The organism is Bradyrhizobium sp. CCBAU 11430 (assembly GCF_028128855.1).
GTDB lineage: Bacteria > Pseudomonadota > Alphaproteobacteria > Rhizobiales > Xanthobacteraceae > Bradyrhizobium > Bradyrhizobium ottawaense.
This window is the reverse complement of record NZ_LBJV01000007.1, coordinates 224651-236598: the sequence shown is the minus strand read 5'-3', so window position 1 is coordinate 236598 and position 11948 is coordinate 224651. Positions and strand designations below refer to the sequence as shown.

General features: G+C 62.7%; 13 protein-coding genes. 5 read left to right on the top strand and 8 right to left on the bottom strand.

From position 1 onward, the window contains the following. Nucleotides 1-33 precede the first annotated feature (33 nt). Nucleotides 34-333 carry a hypothetical protein gene (locus tag XI04_RS05900; RefSeq protein WP_038948941.1) on the top strand — a complete coding sequence of 100 codons (300 nt, stop codon included), beginning with the start codon at nt 34-36 and terminating at the stop codon, nt 331-333. A 7-nt stretch (nt 334-340) separates the two neighbouring features. Here the strand turns inward: XI04_RS05900 and XI04_RS05895 are convergent, their stop codons facing one another. Then, on the bottom strand, nt 341-1630 hold the full coding sequence (locus tag XI04_RS05895; protein WP_028143616.1) for a c-type cytochrome: 1290 nt from the start codon (nt 1628-1630) through the stop codon (nt 341-343). A 483-nt stretch (nt 1631-2113) separates the two neighbouring features. Here XI04_RS05895 and XI04_RS05890 point away from each other — a divergent pair, with 483 nt between their 5' ends. The 3 genes from XI04_RS05890 to XI04_RS05880 all read left to right on the top strand — a co-directional run bounded on the left by XI04_RS05890 (nt 2114) and on the right by XI04_RS05880 (nt 4294). Further along, the gene (locus tag XI04_RS05890) at nt 2114-2350 is read left to right on the top strand and encodes a hypothetical protein (RefSeq protein ID WP_028143615.1); all 237 of its coding nucleotides are present in this window, start codon (nt 2114-2116) and stop codon (nt 2348-2350) included. Between the two features lie 90 nt (nt 2351-2440). Continuing rightward, entirely contained in the window at nt 2441-2563 is a 123-nt protein-coding gene (locus XI04_RS05885) for a hypothetical protein (RefSeq protein WP_256379433.1), read from the top strand. Between the two features lie 570 nt (nt 2564-3133). Next, nucleotides 3134-4294: an iron-containing alcohol dehydrogenase gene (locus XI04_RS05880; RefSeq protein WP_028143614.1), complete on the top strand. Its 1161-nt coding sequence runs from the start codon at nt 3134-3136 to the stop codon at nt 4292-4294. 92 nt (nt 4295-4386) lie between these two features. Here XI04_RS05880 and XI04_RS05875 read toward each other — a convergent pair whose 3' ends face one another. The 7 genes from XI04_RS05875 to XI04_RS05845 all read right to left on the bottom strand — a co-directional run bounded on the left by XI04_RS05875 (nt 4387) and on the right by XI04_RS05845 (nt 11106). Beyond that, the gene (locus tag XI04_RS05875; protein ID WP_271608104.1) at nt 4387-4998 is read right to left on the bottom strand and encodes a TetR/AcrR family transcriptional regulator; all 612 of its coding nucleotides are present in this window, start codon (nt 4996-4998) and stop codon (nt 4387-4389) included. 117 nt (nt 4999-5115) lie between these two features. Beyond that, nucleotides 5116-6120, bottom strand: a complete 1005-nt coding sequence (locus tag XI04_RS05870; RefSeq protein ID WP_038948944.1) for an NAD(P)H-dependent flavin oxidoreductase — start codon at nt 6118-6120, stop codon at nt 5116-5118. A 23-nt stretch (nt 6121-6143) separates the two neighbouring features. Then, nucleotides 6144-7331 (bottom strand): acetyl-CoA C-acyltransferase, encoded by a 1188-nt coding sequence (locus XI04_RS05865; protein WP_028143612.1) that lies wholly within the window; start codon nt 7329-7331, stop codon nt 6144-6146. 15 nt (nt 7332-7346) lie between these two features. Next, nucleotides 7347-8477: an acyl-CoA dehydrogenase family protein gene (locus tag XI04_RS05860; protein WP_271608105.1), complete on the bottom strand. Its 1131-nt coding sequence runs from the start codon at nt 8475-8477 to the stop codon at nt 7347-7349. Between the two features lie 24 nt (nt 8478-8501). Beyond that, nucleotides 8502-9683: an acyl-CoA dehydrogenase family protein gene (locus XI04_RS05855; RefSeq protein ID WP_271608106.1), complete on the bottom strand. Its 1182-nt coding sequence runs from the start codon at nt 9681-9683 to the stop codon at nt 8502-8504. 12 nt (nt 9684-9695) lie between these two features. After that, a complete protein-coding gene (locus XI04_RS05850; RefSeq protein ID WP_038970433.1) occupies nt 9696-10433 on the bottom strand; it encodes an SDR family oxidoreductase in 738 nt (245 codons plus the stop codon). Nucleotides 10434-10476: 43 nt separating this feature from the next. Next, nucleotides 10477-11106, bottom strand: a complete 630-nt coding sequence (locus XI04_RS05845) for a 2-hydroxychromene-2-carboxylate isomerase (RefSeq protein WP_038970434.1) — start codon at nt 11104-11106, stop codon at nt 10477-10479. 236 nt (nt 11107-11342) lie between these two features. Between XI04_RS05845 and XI04_RS05840 the strand changes: the two genes are divergently transcribed. After that, nucleotides 11343-11855 carry a winged helix-turn-helix transcriptional regulator gene (locus tag XI04_RS05840; RefSeq protein WP_028143607.1) on the top strand — a complete coding sequence of 171 codons (513 nt, stop codon included), beginning with the start codon at nt 11343-11345 and terminating at the stop codon, nt 11853-11855. Nucleotides 11856-11948: the final 93 nt, after the last annotated feature.

Sequence of the window (11948 nt, the reverse complement as noted above, 5' to 3'; positions counted from 1 at the left end):
ACGCAGGGGCAGGAAACCAGGGGAAGCATCACCATGTCTCGTTTGATCACAGCTCTGTCGACGTGCTTGATCTCCATCGCTTTCGCCGGCACAGCGGCCGAAGCTGCCGCTCCTCCACTGACCAAGGCACAAAAGGTTGCCGTGAAACAGGCGATCGCCGCCTGCAAAGCCGAGGCCAAGGGCAAGAAGATCGCATGGCTGTCGCGTCGCAAATACGTCAATCACTGCGTCGCGGAAGCGCTCAAGGAGCACCCCAGCATCGACGTCATTCAGATCCTCAAGCAACATCCGGAGATGAGGGATCTTCCGATGGACAATTGGGATTCGATCTGAGAGGCAGCTATCGCGACGTCACGCGGCCAAGGAAATCGGTGAGCGCGCGGCGATCCTCGGGCGAGCCGATGCGCTGCTCCGGCATCTTGGTACCGGGGGTGTAGGCATTCGGTCCAACCTCGAACAGCTTTGCAACCGTCTCCGGCGTCCAGACGATGTCCATCGTCTTCAGGGCATCGGAGAAGCGGTAGCCCGGCAGCGATGCGATCTTACGGCCAAACAGTCCGGCAAGCGTTGGGCCTGCGCGCTGGACCTCCTTGTCCGACAGCGTGTGACAGGCAACGCACGCCCGGAATACGTCGGCGCCATGATCGCCGGCATAGGCAGCGAGCGGATCGGCCGGAGAGCCCATCAGACTCGAGCCGACGGGATCGCCGGTGCGTGCATTCCACCGCCTGATCTTGCCGTCCGCGCCCCCCGTCATCAGCGTCTCGCGATCCGGAAGGAAGGCAACCGACCACACCGGCAGCCCGGGCCCGACCAGCGTGCGTAGCAGGCTGCGCGACTTGCGATCGATGATCGCAACTGTGCCGCCGATGCCGGCCGCGGCAATCAGCTTGCCGTCGGCCGACATGGTCACGGCCACCACCGGTGTTGGGCCGGCCGATATCTCGCCGCTGACCTTGCCGTCCGTGGTCAGCATCCGCAATATGCCGTCGACCGCGCCTGTGACGATTTCACCGTCCGGCGCCACGGCTACCGCGTTGAGCGGAGCCGGCAACGTCACGATCTCAGGCCGGCTATCCGGCAAACGCCAGATACGCAACGTAAGGTCGTAGCCGGCGCTGACGAGCGACCTGCCGTCCGGCGTGAAGGCGACGCCGTTGACGTTCTGCGAATGCCCTTCGAGCACGCGCGACACGCCGTCCGACAGCGACCAGATCCGCACCGTCCGATCCCATGAAGCCGATGCGAGCAGTGCGCCGTCGGGAGAGACCGCGAGTGCGACGATTGGACCGACGTGTCCCTCGAACACCCGGTCCGGCTGCCGCCGGCCCGCCGTCCAGACCGCAATTCGTGCATCGGCACCCGCCGTGATCATGCGGCCGTCGTTCAGAAAGGCGACGGCATTGACCGCATCAGCATGATACCGCAGCACCTCCTCCGCTGTCTCCGCCTTTAGCGACCAGCGAATGGCGGCTGAGTCGAAGCTGCCGGACAAGAGGCTGTCCCCATCGGGGGAAATAGCAAGAGCCCGCACGGAGCCGCCGTGTCCGGCCATGTCGGCGTGCACGGATGATACGGCCAAGATGGCCCACAAGGCTGCGGCGCCGCCCGCGCAGAAAGGTAGTCTCATTGACCCTCGCCGCGTCCCGTTCACGCTCTCAAGATTGCCAGAAGAGCCGACGGAGGAGAATATCCGAACCGATCTATTTGGCTGGTGCCGTCGTGGTTTTGGAGGATCCTTGAGGCGCGGCCTGCATTCCAGGCGGGCTCTGACCCTGGGGACTTTCGGCGGGCGCGCCACCCGAGCCTGTATTGATGGGGCCCGTCCAGCCTTGCGGCTGTGGTTGGCCCTTCTCCTCGGGAGGGGTTGGTGCCGCAGATGAGTTGGTTTGCGCGGGTTGGGCGGAGGCGCTCTGGAAGAAGCAGAGTGCCGCGAAGCACAAGATCGTTGTTGGCAATTTCACGTCGGATCCTCCGGTGCGTGTACTAAACCGGGCAACGCTGCCTTCCGTTCCGGAGCGTGCATTGCAATAACCTGACTTCTCTCATCCTCCGCTTGAACGCCGGTGGTCCGAAGACTAGTCTCTGGCTGGTCACGTCAAGGACGACTGGCATGCAGGGGCCAACGCGGCCATTTCTGCGGATGATGGCGCGGTTGCGCGCTGTCCGCGCGCTTGATGGGCCGCAAGATCCCATTTCCCGAGAAGCCTCGCCCTTCCTGATCCTCGTTGCCATCGTGCTTGCGCTTCTTTTTTCGATATTAGAGGTCGACCTGAATACCGCGGCGCTTCAGTCCGTAGGCTTGATGGGCAATGGATTTTCCATCGATCCCATCTTCAAGAGCCCATAAGATCGCTTGTGCCTTGGTGCGATCAACGAGTTTGCTCGCGGCAAGCCGTGTCGTATAACACCTTGACGTTTCGATCGAAGGAGGCTGCGGATGAAGGCTTTTCTTCTTGGCTGCGTCGCGGCCATGGTGGTCGCGATTGCGGGAATGGTGGTCTTGAATCGGGTCCAGGAGCCCGTCGCCCAGGCGTTTGCTACGACCGGCGTGCGTCTCTGAGACACTCAAATCTCGCAGAGCGTTAGGCCCCGTCGGCCGGTGCGATTCTCCACGCTTCCGCGTGCGAAAGACCCCACGATCGTCTCGCCTTTCGAGACCGTCGGGGCATCCTGTATCGGCAAGACGACACGCGAGGAGTTCGAGAGCATCGAGCAACTTTCGTGCACGGGCCTTGGCGTTTGCGGTGCAAGGTATGCTGCAAACGCCGAGGGTGTGGACCATCGCAGCGTTCGGCGTCAGCTTTTCTCGACTAGCCCTACCCGTTTTGGCCTTTCGGTGCATACGAAAGCTGGAGTGCACATCCGTGTGGCCTTCACCCAAATCGGCATCAGGAAACTGGCGCGTCGGAGCCCGCTACAAGACATTGATGCGGCTGAGGCTTTCCGACGGCGCAAGGGCGCCGAAGGATGGGTGACCGCGAAGTCGGCAAGCCAGGCTGGTGCTTCGCGTGGAACTTGGCGAAGGCCGTAAAACCCTGAGTTCGTGCGATATTTTTGAACAGCTATTGCATGATACTCATAATATAAAAGACTATCTCCGCTTCGACCGCAGTTCCGATGGGAGGATAAAATGCGCAGGACTGGTGCACACAATTTTCCGGCAATTGATCGCGTGATCTATGGCAAACCGGCGGCTGAGGCCATCAACGAAGAAGCGGAACGACTGAAGGCAACGCGCGTCTTCCTTATCGTCAGCCGCACCTTGAACACCCAGACCGACGAGATTGAGAAAATCCGGCATACGCTGGGCGACAAACATGCTGCGACCTTCGACGGAATTGCACAGCACACCACGCGCAAGCAAGCTGCCGAAGTTGCGCTCCACGCCAAGGAAGCACACGCCGATCTCGTCGTGGCCGTCGGCGGCGGTTCTGCCGTTGACCTCGCCAAGATCGTCATCATGGCGATGGAGCACGATATCCGCGATGAAGCCGGCTTCGATCCGTTCCCCATGGGCCCGGGCGTGAGCCATTCCCCGTTCCGCACGCCTGCAGTCCGACAGATCGCCGTGCCGTCAACGCTGAATGGCGGCGAATACAATGCCGCGGCGCTTGTCACCGATGAGCGCAACAAGCTGAAGCAAATATTCTTTCACCCCCACATGATGCCGGTGGCAGTCATCCTCGACCCTGCCCTCACGCTTCATACGCCTTCGAATCTCTGGATGGGATCGGGCACTCGCTCCATGGATCACGGCATCGAAGCATTGTGCTCGCCAGCTGGCACCCCCCTTGCTGACGAAGTGGTTCTGGCGGGTATCCGCACGCTGCGCGATGGAATGCTCCGGACCCTGCAACAACCTGACGATTTCGAGGCGCGCCGCTTGTCTCAATACGGCTCATGGCTTGCGTCCTTTGGACTGCAGGCACGCGTTCCCATGGGCGCAAGCCACGGCATCGGCCACGTGCTTGGTGGGACTTTCGGGGTTCCTCACTATTATTGCACGCCGGTCATCATGCCGAGCCTTCTTCGCTATAACAAGCCGTTCACCGATGACGCGCAGAAGCGTTTGGCGGCAGCTTTGGGGGCTCCCGGTGGGGACGCGGCAGACGCCTTTGCGGAGTTCGTCAGGCAACTTGGACTACCGGGCCGCCTCGCTGAGGTCGGCATCGGCGAAGACAAGTTCGGCAAGATCAGCGAAATCGCGATCAACCATCGCTTCGTCAAAGCCAATCCGCGCCCCTTCAACGACCAAGCCGAAATCGTCGATCTGCTGCGAATGGCCGCGTAGCTGCCATGGCGGCGGCCGATGGTAGAGGCACAGCCGTTTGCCTCCGCCATCGGCCTACACCGCCCAGAAGCCAACGTCGGTTAAGCCGTTTCTCAATTGTCGGCCGAATGCGTTCTCTCGCACTCGCTCGCGACCGGGCTGCCCAAAGCCTGCCGTCCGGCCTCCAGCAGGAGGTCGGACAAACGCTTGTCGTCGACTGCACGCGCCAGCACGACCGCACCGACCATGGTCGCAATTGCGCCGGCGGCGCTCTGTCTCACATCCGATGACGGCCTCGCCGAGGTCAGCCGCGCGATGATATCGATCATCTTGCTGAGCCCCCGTTCAAGGGTGCGCCGCGCCTCCGGACCTGAACGTCCGATGTCGGCGGCCAAGGCCGGCAGCGCGCAACCGCGCCCCGGATCGTCACGGTGGAGAGGACCCAGGTAAGACTCGACAAGTGCGTCGAATCCCTTCCCGGCGGGCAGCCCCTGCGTGAGGCTGAGCCAATGCACGATCGTTCGATCCATGGCCAGGGCGAGCCCTTCGACGACCAACGCGTCGCGCGATTTGAAGTAGGCGTAGAAGCTGCCATGCGTCAGATTGGCGAGCTTCATCAGGTCGGCCACACTCAGGCCATCGGCGCCGGCCTGGCGCAGACCGCGGGAAGCGCTTTCGACGATGCGTCTGCGGGTATGCTGCCCATGGTCTTTCGGGTAACGCATCGCCTGCTCCGGGATGGCACAAGATATTCGCTGTTGACGATCCCATCACGGCCGGAGCTTCCAGCCCACGCAGAGACGACGAAATGTCGTCTGCAGCGCGGGTCGCAAGCCGTGGCTTCACGCGACCTTGAGATTGGCCCCACTGTCGGCATCAAGGAATCCCGTCAGCCTGCCCCTGATCAATCGCTCGGCGTCCGCCATGATGCGGTCGATCAACTCCTTCACGGTCGGAATATCGTGAATGAGTCCGACGACCATGCCGCAGCTCCAGGCGCCCGCGTCCATGTCGCCGTCGATCATCACCCTGGGATAGACGCCCGCTACCTGATCATGGATGTCGTCGATCTTGAGGTTCTTGCCCTTCTCGCGCTCGACCTCGAGCAGATGCTCGACGCCCTTGTTGTTCAGGACCCGCTCGGTGTTGCGGAGCGCGCGCATAACGAGCCTGGTGTCGAGCTCGGACGCCGCGACCAGCGCCTTCTTGACGTTCTCGTGCACCGGCGCTTCCTTGGTGGCGATGAACCGCGTACCCATGTTCATTCCCGCCGCTCCCATCGCAAGCGCCGCAACCAGGCTGCGCGCGTCGGCCATGCCGCCGGATGCCACGAACGGGATCTTCAGTTCATCGGCCGCACGCGGCAGCAGGATCATGTTGGGCATGTCATCCTCGCCCGGATGGCCGCCGCACTCGAAGCCGTCGACGCTGACGGCATCGCAGCCGATCTGTTCGGCCTTCAACGAATGCCGGACCGAGGTGCATTTGTGGATCACCTTGATGCCGCCCGCCTTCAGGGCCGGCATGTATTGTTCAGGGCTACGTCCGGCCGTCTCGACGATCCTGACGCCGCCCTCCCTGATGGCAGCGATATACTCCGGATAAGGCGGGGCGCTGAAGGTCGGCAGGAAGGTCAGGTTCACGCCGAACGGCTTGTCCGTCATGTCCCGGCAGCGCGCGATCTCCTTGGCAAGCAGCTCCGGCGTCCGCTGGGTGAGGCCGGTGATCAAGCCGAGCCCGCCGGCGTTGGATACCGCGGCCGCCATTTCGGCGAAGCCGACATAATGCATTCCACCCTGGATGATCGGATGCTCGATACCAAACAGTTCAGTGATCGCTGTCTTCACGAATGATCTCCCCGCGTTTCCGCTCAGTGGATGATTTCAAACAAGCCCGCGGCGCCCATGCCACCACCGATGCACATGGTCACCACGCCGTATTTCGCCTTGCGCCGCCGTCCCTCGATCAGGAGGTGGCCGGTGAGCCGCGAGCCGGTCATGCCATAGGGGTGGCCGATCGCGATCGAGCCGCCGTTGACGTTGAGCTTGTCCGGATCGATGCCGAGCTTGTCGCGGCAATAGATCACCTGCACCGCATACGCCTCGTTGAGCTCCCAGAGATCGATGTCGTCGATCCTCAAACCGTGGCGCTTGAGCAGACGCGGGATCGCGGCGACCGGGCCGACGCCCATCTCGTCCGGCTCGACGCCGGCGGCGACGAATCCGCGGAAGATACCGAGCGGCTTCAGCCCCTTGCTGGCTGCAAACTTTCCGCTCGTGACCACACAGGCTGAAGCACCGTCCGAGAGCTGGCTGGCATTGCCCGCGCTGATGGTCTTGCCCTCGAACACCGGCTTGATCTTGGCAAGGCCCTCGGCCGTGGTTTCCGGACGCGGGCCCTCGTCTTTCGTGAGCGTCACCTGTTCGTAGGTGACCTCCTTGGTGTCCTTGTTGACGAGCGCCATCCTGGTCGTGAACGGCACGATTTCATCGCTGAAGCGGCCGGCTTGCAGAGCGGCGCCGACGCGGCGCTGGCATTCGAGGCTGTACTCGTCCTGCTTGTCGCGGCCGATCGTGTACCGCTCGGCGACGACCTCCGCCGTATCGAGCATCGACATGTACATTTCGGGCTTCATCGCCATCAGCTCGTCGTCGACGGCGTGGAATTTGTTCATGTGCTCGTTCTGCACGAGGCTGATCGACTCGATCCCGCCGCCGATGGCGACCTCGACCCCGTCCAGCATCACCGAGCGCGCGGCAACGGCGATGGCCTGCAGGCCGGACGCGCATTGCCGGTCGATCGTGGTGCCGGCCACCGTCACGGGCAGGCCAGCGCGGATCGCGCCCTTGCGCGCCACGTTCATCACCATGGTGCCTTGCTGCATCGCGCAGCCCATCACCACGTCTTCCACCTCGCCCGGCGCGATGCCGGCGCGCTTCACGGCTTCGGCCATCACATGCCCGGCCATGGTCGGGCCGTCCGTGTTGTTGAGCGCGCCACGATAGGCCTTGCCGACGGCCGTGCGTGCGGTGGAAACGATGACTGCTTCAGTCGTCATGCTGGCCTCTTCTCTTTACGCGGCCGCATCCAGCTGCGCGTAGCGCAGCACGTGGAACGCGGGATCGCCGAACTGGATGTTGATGGAGGAGATTCGCTTGAAATAGTGTCCGACGTTCAGCTCGTCGGTCATTCCCATGCCGCCGTGAAGCTGCACCCCCTGGTCGGCTACGAACTTCCCGGCATAGCCAATCTTTGACTTGGCCCCGGAGGCGAGCCGCGACAGGCCTGAATCACCGGCGTCGAGGCTGAGATTGAGATGCTGCATCAGGGAGAGCGCCTCCTGATGGGCAATGAACATGTCGACCATGCGATGCTGCAACACCTGAAAGGAGCCGATGGCGGTGCCGAACTGCTTTCGGGTCTTTGAATAGTCCAGCGTTGCGGCATTCAGCTCGCCGATCGCGCCGACGACCTCGGCGCAAAGCGCGCCGATCGCGCGGTCACGACAGGTTTCCAGCGCGGCAACGCCCTCGCCTTCTGCTCCCAGCAATTGTCCGCGGACCTCGCGCAAGCTGATCTCGGCGGCGCGGCGTCCGTCGATGGTCTTGAAGCTCTGGAGATTGACGCCCGCGGCATGGCGGTCGACCACGAACAGGCTGACGCCGCCGCGGTCGCGATTGTCGCCGGCGGTCCGGGCCGAAACGATCAGATGATCCGCCCAAGGCGCTGCCATCACCATGGTCTTCTCGCCGCTCAGAACGTAGTCGTCTCCCTCGCGCCGCGCCTTGGTCGCGATATTGGCGAAATCGAACCGGGAGGCCCTCTCGGTCCAGGCCAGCGCCCAGATCCTGGAGCCGTCGATGATGCCTGGGATGAATGCCTGCTTCTGCTCGGACGTGCCAAGCTGCTCGATCAGGCCGCCAGCAAGCACCACCGTTTCGACGAAAGGCTCGACGACGAGGTGACGGCCGAACTCCTGCATGACGATCATGGTCGACAACGGACCGCCGCCGAGGCCGCCGGCATCTTCGGAAAACGGTGCAGCGAGCAGGCCGAGCTCGGCGAAGGCCCTCCACCGCGTCCGGCTGAACCCCTCCTCGCTCGCCACGATCTTGCGCCGCGCCTCGAAATCATACTGGTCGCGCAGAAGGCGCTGAACGCTGGATCGCAGTAATTCCTGCTCTTCCGTGAACTGAATATCCATCCGGTCCTCCCGATCCGCCGTGGCTTAGAGCCCGAGCACGGCTTTGGCGATGATGTTTCGCTGGATCTCGTTGGATCCGCCGTAGATGCTGAGCTTGCGCGCGTTCAGATATTTCTCGGACGCGGTGTGGCCGTAGTCCGGACCCGGCATGAAGTGGTTGTCACTGACCGGATGCTCGCGGATGGCAAGACCATAATTGCCGATGGCGCGGTGCGTGAGCTCGGTGATGTCCTGGAAGATCTCGGTGCCGCGGACCTTGAACAGCGACGCCGCCGGACCGGGATCGATACCACGCGCCATCTGGGCGACCACGCGTAGTTCGGTCGCCTCCAGCGCCAGCACGTCGAGCTCGACGCGGGCGATGTCGCGTAGAAATCCCAGATGCGCCGGATCGTCGGCCGGTATCTCGGCCTTCACGATCTGCTTCAGCTTCCGGAGATAGCGGGTGGACCGGCCGATGCCCGCCATGCTGGTGCGCTCGTTGCCGAGCAGGAACTTGGCGTACGTCCAGCCCTTGTTCTCCTCGCCGACCAGGTTCTCGACGGGCACGCGGACGTCCTCGAGAAAGACGTCGTTGACCTCGTGACTGCCGTCGATCGTGATGATCGGCCGAACGGTGACGCCGGGCGACTTCATGTCGATCAGCAGGAAGGAGATTCCCGATTGCGGCTTCGCATTCGGATCAGTTCGCACCAGGCAGAAGATCCAGTCGGCGTGCTGGGCCAGCGTGGTCCAGGTCTTGTGCCCGTTGACGACGTAGTGGTCGCCCTCGCGCACCGCCTTGGTTCTGACGGTCGCAAGGTCCGAGCCGGAGCCCGGCTCCGAATAGCCCTGGCACCACCAATCCTCGCCGGACAGAATTCGCGGCAGAAACTTCTTCTTCTGCGCCTCGTTGCCGAACGTGTAGATCACCGGCCCGACCATGGTCACGCTGAAGGCAAGCGGCGGCAGCGTTCCCGCCCGGGAGGTTTCCTGCTCAAAGATGAACCGCTGTGTGACCGTCCAGCCCGGCCCGCCATACTCCTTGGGCCACAGCGGCGCGATCCAGCCCTTCTTGTGGAGGATCCGGTGCCAGAGCAGTGACTGCTCCTTGGTCAGGTCGGTCTCCGGATTGGGCACGCGCATCTCCGCCGGATAATTGTCCGCGATGAAGGCGCGCACTTCATCGCGGAAAGCCGCGTCATCGGCAGACAGCGCAAGCTCCATCGTAAGGCCTCCTTACCACTTCTCGCCGAAGGGACGGATTTCCAGCTCGAATGTCCACGCGCTCTTCGGCTGCTGATAAAGCTGCCAATAGGACGCAGCGACGGACGACGGCGGCATCAAGAGATCGGGATCGTCGAGCGCATTCGGACCGAGTGCCTCGAGCCGGCGCTGCCGCACCCATTCCGTATCGACGCCGGAATCGATGATGAGATGCGCGACGTGAATGTTCTTGGGGCCGAGCTCGCGCGCCATCGCCTGGGCCACCGCCCGCAGGCCGAACTTCGCGCTGGCAAAGGCGGCATAGCCGCTGCCGCCGCGGAGCGACGCTGTCGCGCCGGTGAAGAAGATCTTGCCGCCGCCGCGAGGCAGCATCAGCCGCGCGGCCTCGCGGCCGGCGAGAAAGCCGGAATAGCAGGCCATCTCCCAGACCTTGCGGAAGACCCGCTCGGTCGTATCGAGGATCGGAAAGTTGACGTTGGCGCCGATGTTGAAGATGCAGACCTCGAGCGGCGCATGCTTGTCGGCATCGGCGAGGAAGGAGATGACCTCCTCCTCCTTGCGGGCATCCAGCGAGCATGCATGGATTTCGCCTCCGGCGGCCTCGATCTCCTTGACGAGCGGCTCGAGCTTGGCCCCGTTCCGGCGCCCGGCGAACACCGTGAAGCCCTCCGAGGCGAACTTCTTGGCGATCTCGCCGCCGATATAGTCGCCGGCACCGATCACTGCGACGGTTGCATTTCTCTTTTGCATGGATCGTCTCCCGGTTGGATTGAACTTCGTTAGCTCGGCGGCTCTATGCCGTCCTTGCGACCGGCCTCGTTTGCTCGAGGATGGACTCCTCGACGTCACGAAGCTGATCCTTGCCGAAGAACATCTCCTTGCCGACGAAGAAGGTTGGTGACCCGAACGCGCCTCGGCTGACGGCATCGTTGGTCAGATCAATCAGCCTCTTCTTGACGTCGTCCTGCTGGGCGCGAGCGATCAATCTGTCGATATCGAGCCCCGAAGCCATGAACGCGTTCCGGAAGATTTCGACGTCGTCCATCTTCTTCGGCTCCTCCCACATATGGTGATAGGCCGCGCGAAAATAGGACTCGAACACGCCCTCGAACTGGGCTGCCACGGCGCCCCGCATCAGCATCAGCGTGTTGACAGGAAAGAAGGGATTCTGGCGGAATTTCGTGACGTTGTGGCGGCGGATAAACCGCTGGGTCTCGAGCGCCTGATATTCCGGCTTGTTCTTGATCCCACGAAGCGAGTCGAACGGCGACATGTTGCCCGTCGCCTTGTAGATGCCGCCAAGCAAGACCGGAACATAATCGAATTTCGCACCGGTGCGCTGCTCGATGCCCGGAATCGCCACCTCGGCCAGATAAGCGTTCGGGCTGCCGAAATCGAATTGGAATTCAATCTTCAAGGTCATCTCGGCTCCTCCCGCGGAACATGTGCTTGCACTGGCGATCCCGGTCGCCGGCTTGACTTTCCTCAAACATACAGTTCTAAAATAGAACTGTCAAACGCTCCCGCAATCTGCTGATTTCGTCTTGCCTGGAAGGGTATTGTTTGGAGTTTAGTACCTATCTAGAATGGCAAATCCGCGCCGGCCTCTGCAACGATTCGAGACGAGGTCCGTGCCGCGGCGGCGACTGGAGTGTGTGGATGAAGTGGAAGGAACTCGAGGAAGAGCCGTGCTCGATGGCCCGAACTATCGGCGTGATCGGCGATCGCTGGACTCTTCTGATCCTGCGCGAGTGTTTTCTGCGCACGCGCCGCTTCGAGGGATTTCAGTCGGCACTCGGAATCACGCGGCATTTGCTTGCCGAACGTCTGAAGAAGTTGGTTCGGCAGGGCATCCTGCGCCGCATTCCCTACCAGGAATCCCCCAAGCGGCACGAATATATCCTGACCCAGAAGGGGCTCGATCTGTATCCGATCATGATGGCAATCGTGCATTGGGGCGATATTCACATGGTCGACGAGCGCGGCCGCCCCTTGCTGCACCAGCATCGCAAGTGCGGAAAAGATTTCGATCCGGTCATGGTGTGCTCCGAATGCGGCGAGCCGCTGTCGGCCAAGGAGGTTCATACTCATCCCGGGCCGGGTGCTCGCAGCGCGCCGGCGGCAGCGGCGCCGACGACCTCGAAAACAAAGGCACGCTCGCGGGCCGCCTGAGGCTCGGGCATCGAAGGCCTCCCGCGGCCGGAGGTGCCGCCAGATGCGATCTGGCGGCGAGGGAGTGAGTAACGACCGCACGGGACAGGCTCG

Coding starts and splice junctions, on each gene's coding strand:
- XI04_RS05865 (WP_028143612.1), bottom strand. CDS start 7,331: ATGACGACTGAAGCAGTCATCGTTTCCACCGCACGCACGGCCGTCGGC.
- XI04_RS05900 (WP_038948941.1), top strand. CDS start 34: ATGTCTCGTTTGATCACAGCTCTGTCGACGTGCTTGATCTCCATCGCT.
- XI04_RS05880 (WP_028143614.1), top strand. CDS start 3,134: ATGCGCAGGACTGGTGCACACAATTTTCCGGCAATTGATCGCGTGATC.
- XI04_RS05845 (WP_038970434.1), bottom strand. CDS start 11,106: ATGACCTTGAAGATTGAATTCCAATTCGATTTCGGCAGCCCGAACGCT.
- XI04_RS05875 (WP_271608104.1), bottom strand. CDS start 4,998: ATGCGTTACCCGAAAGACCATGGGCAGCATACCCGCAGACGCATCGTC.
- XI04_RS05850 (WP_038970433.1), bottom strand. CDS start 10,433: ATGCAAAAGAGAAATGCAACCGTCGCAGTGATCGGTGCCGGCGACTAT.
- XI04_RS05840 (WP_028143607.1), top strand. CDS start 11,343: ATGAAGTGGAAGGAACTCGAGGAAGAGCCGTGCTCGATGGCCCGAACT.
- XI04_RS05860 (WP_271608105.1), bottom strand. CDS start 8,477: ATGGATATTCAGTTCACGGAAGAGCAGGAATTACTGCGATCCAGCGTT.
- XI04_RS05885 (WP_256379433.1), top strand. CDS start 2,441: ATGAAGGCTTTTCTTCTTGGCTGCGTCGCGGCCATGGTGGTCGCGATT.
- XI04_RS05890 (WP_028143615.1), top strand. CDS start 2,114: ATGCAGGGGCCAACGCGGCCATTTCTGCGGATGATGGCGCGGTTGCGC.
- XI04_RS05895 (WP_028143616.1), bottom strand. CDS start 1,630: ATGAGACTACCTTTCTGCGCGGGCGGCGCCGCAGCCTTGTGGGCCATC.
- XI04_RS05855 (WP_271608106.1), bottom strand. CDS start 9,683: ATGGAGCTTGCGCTGTCTGCCGATGACGCGGCTTTCCGCGATGAAGTG.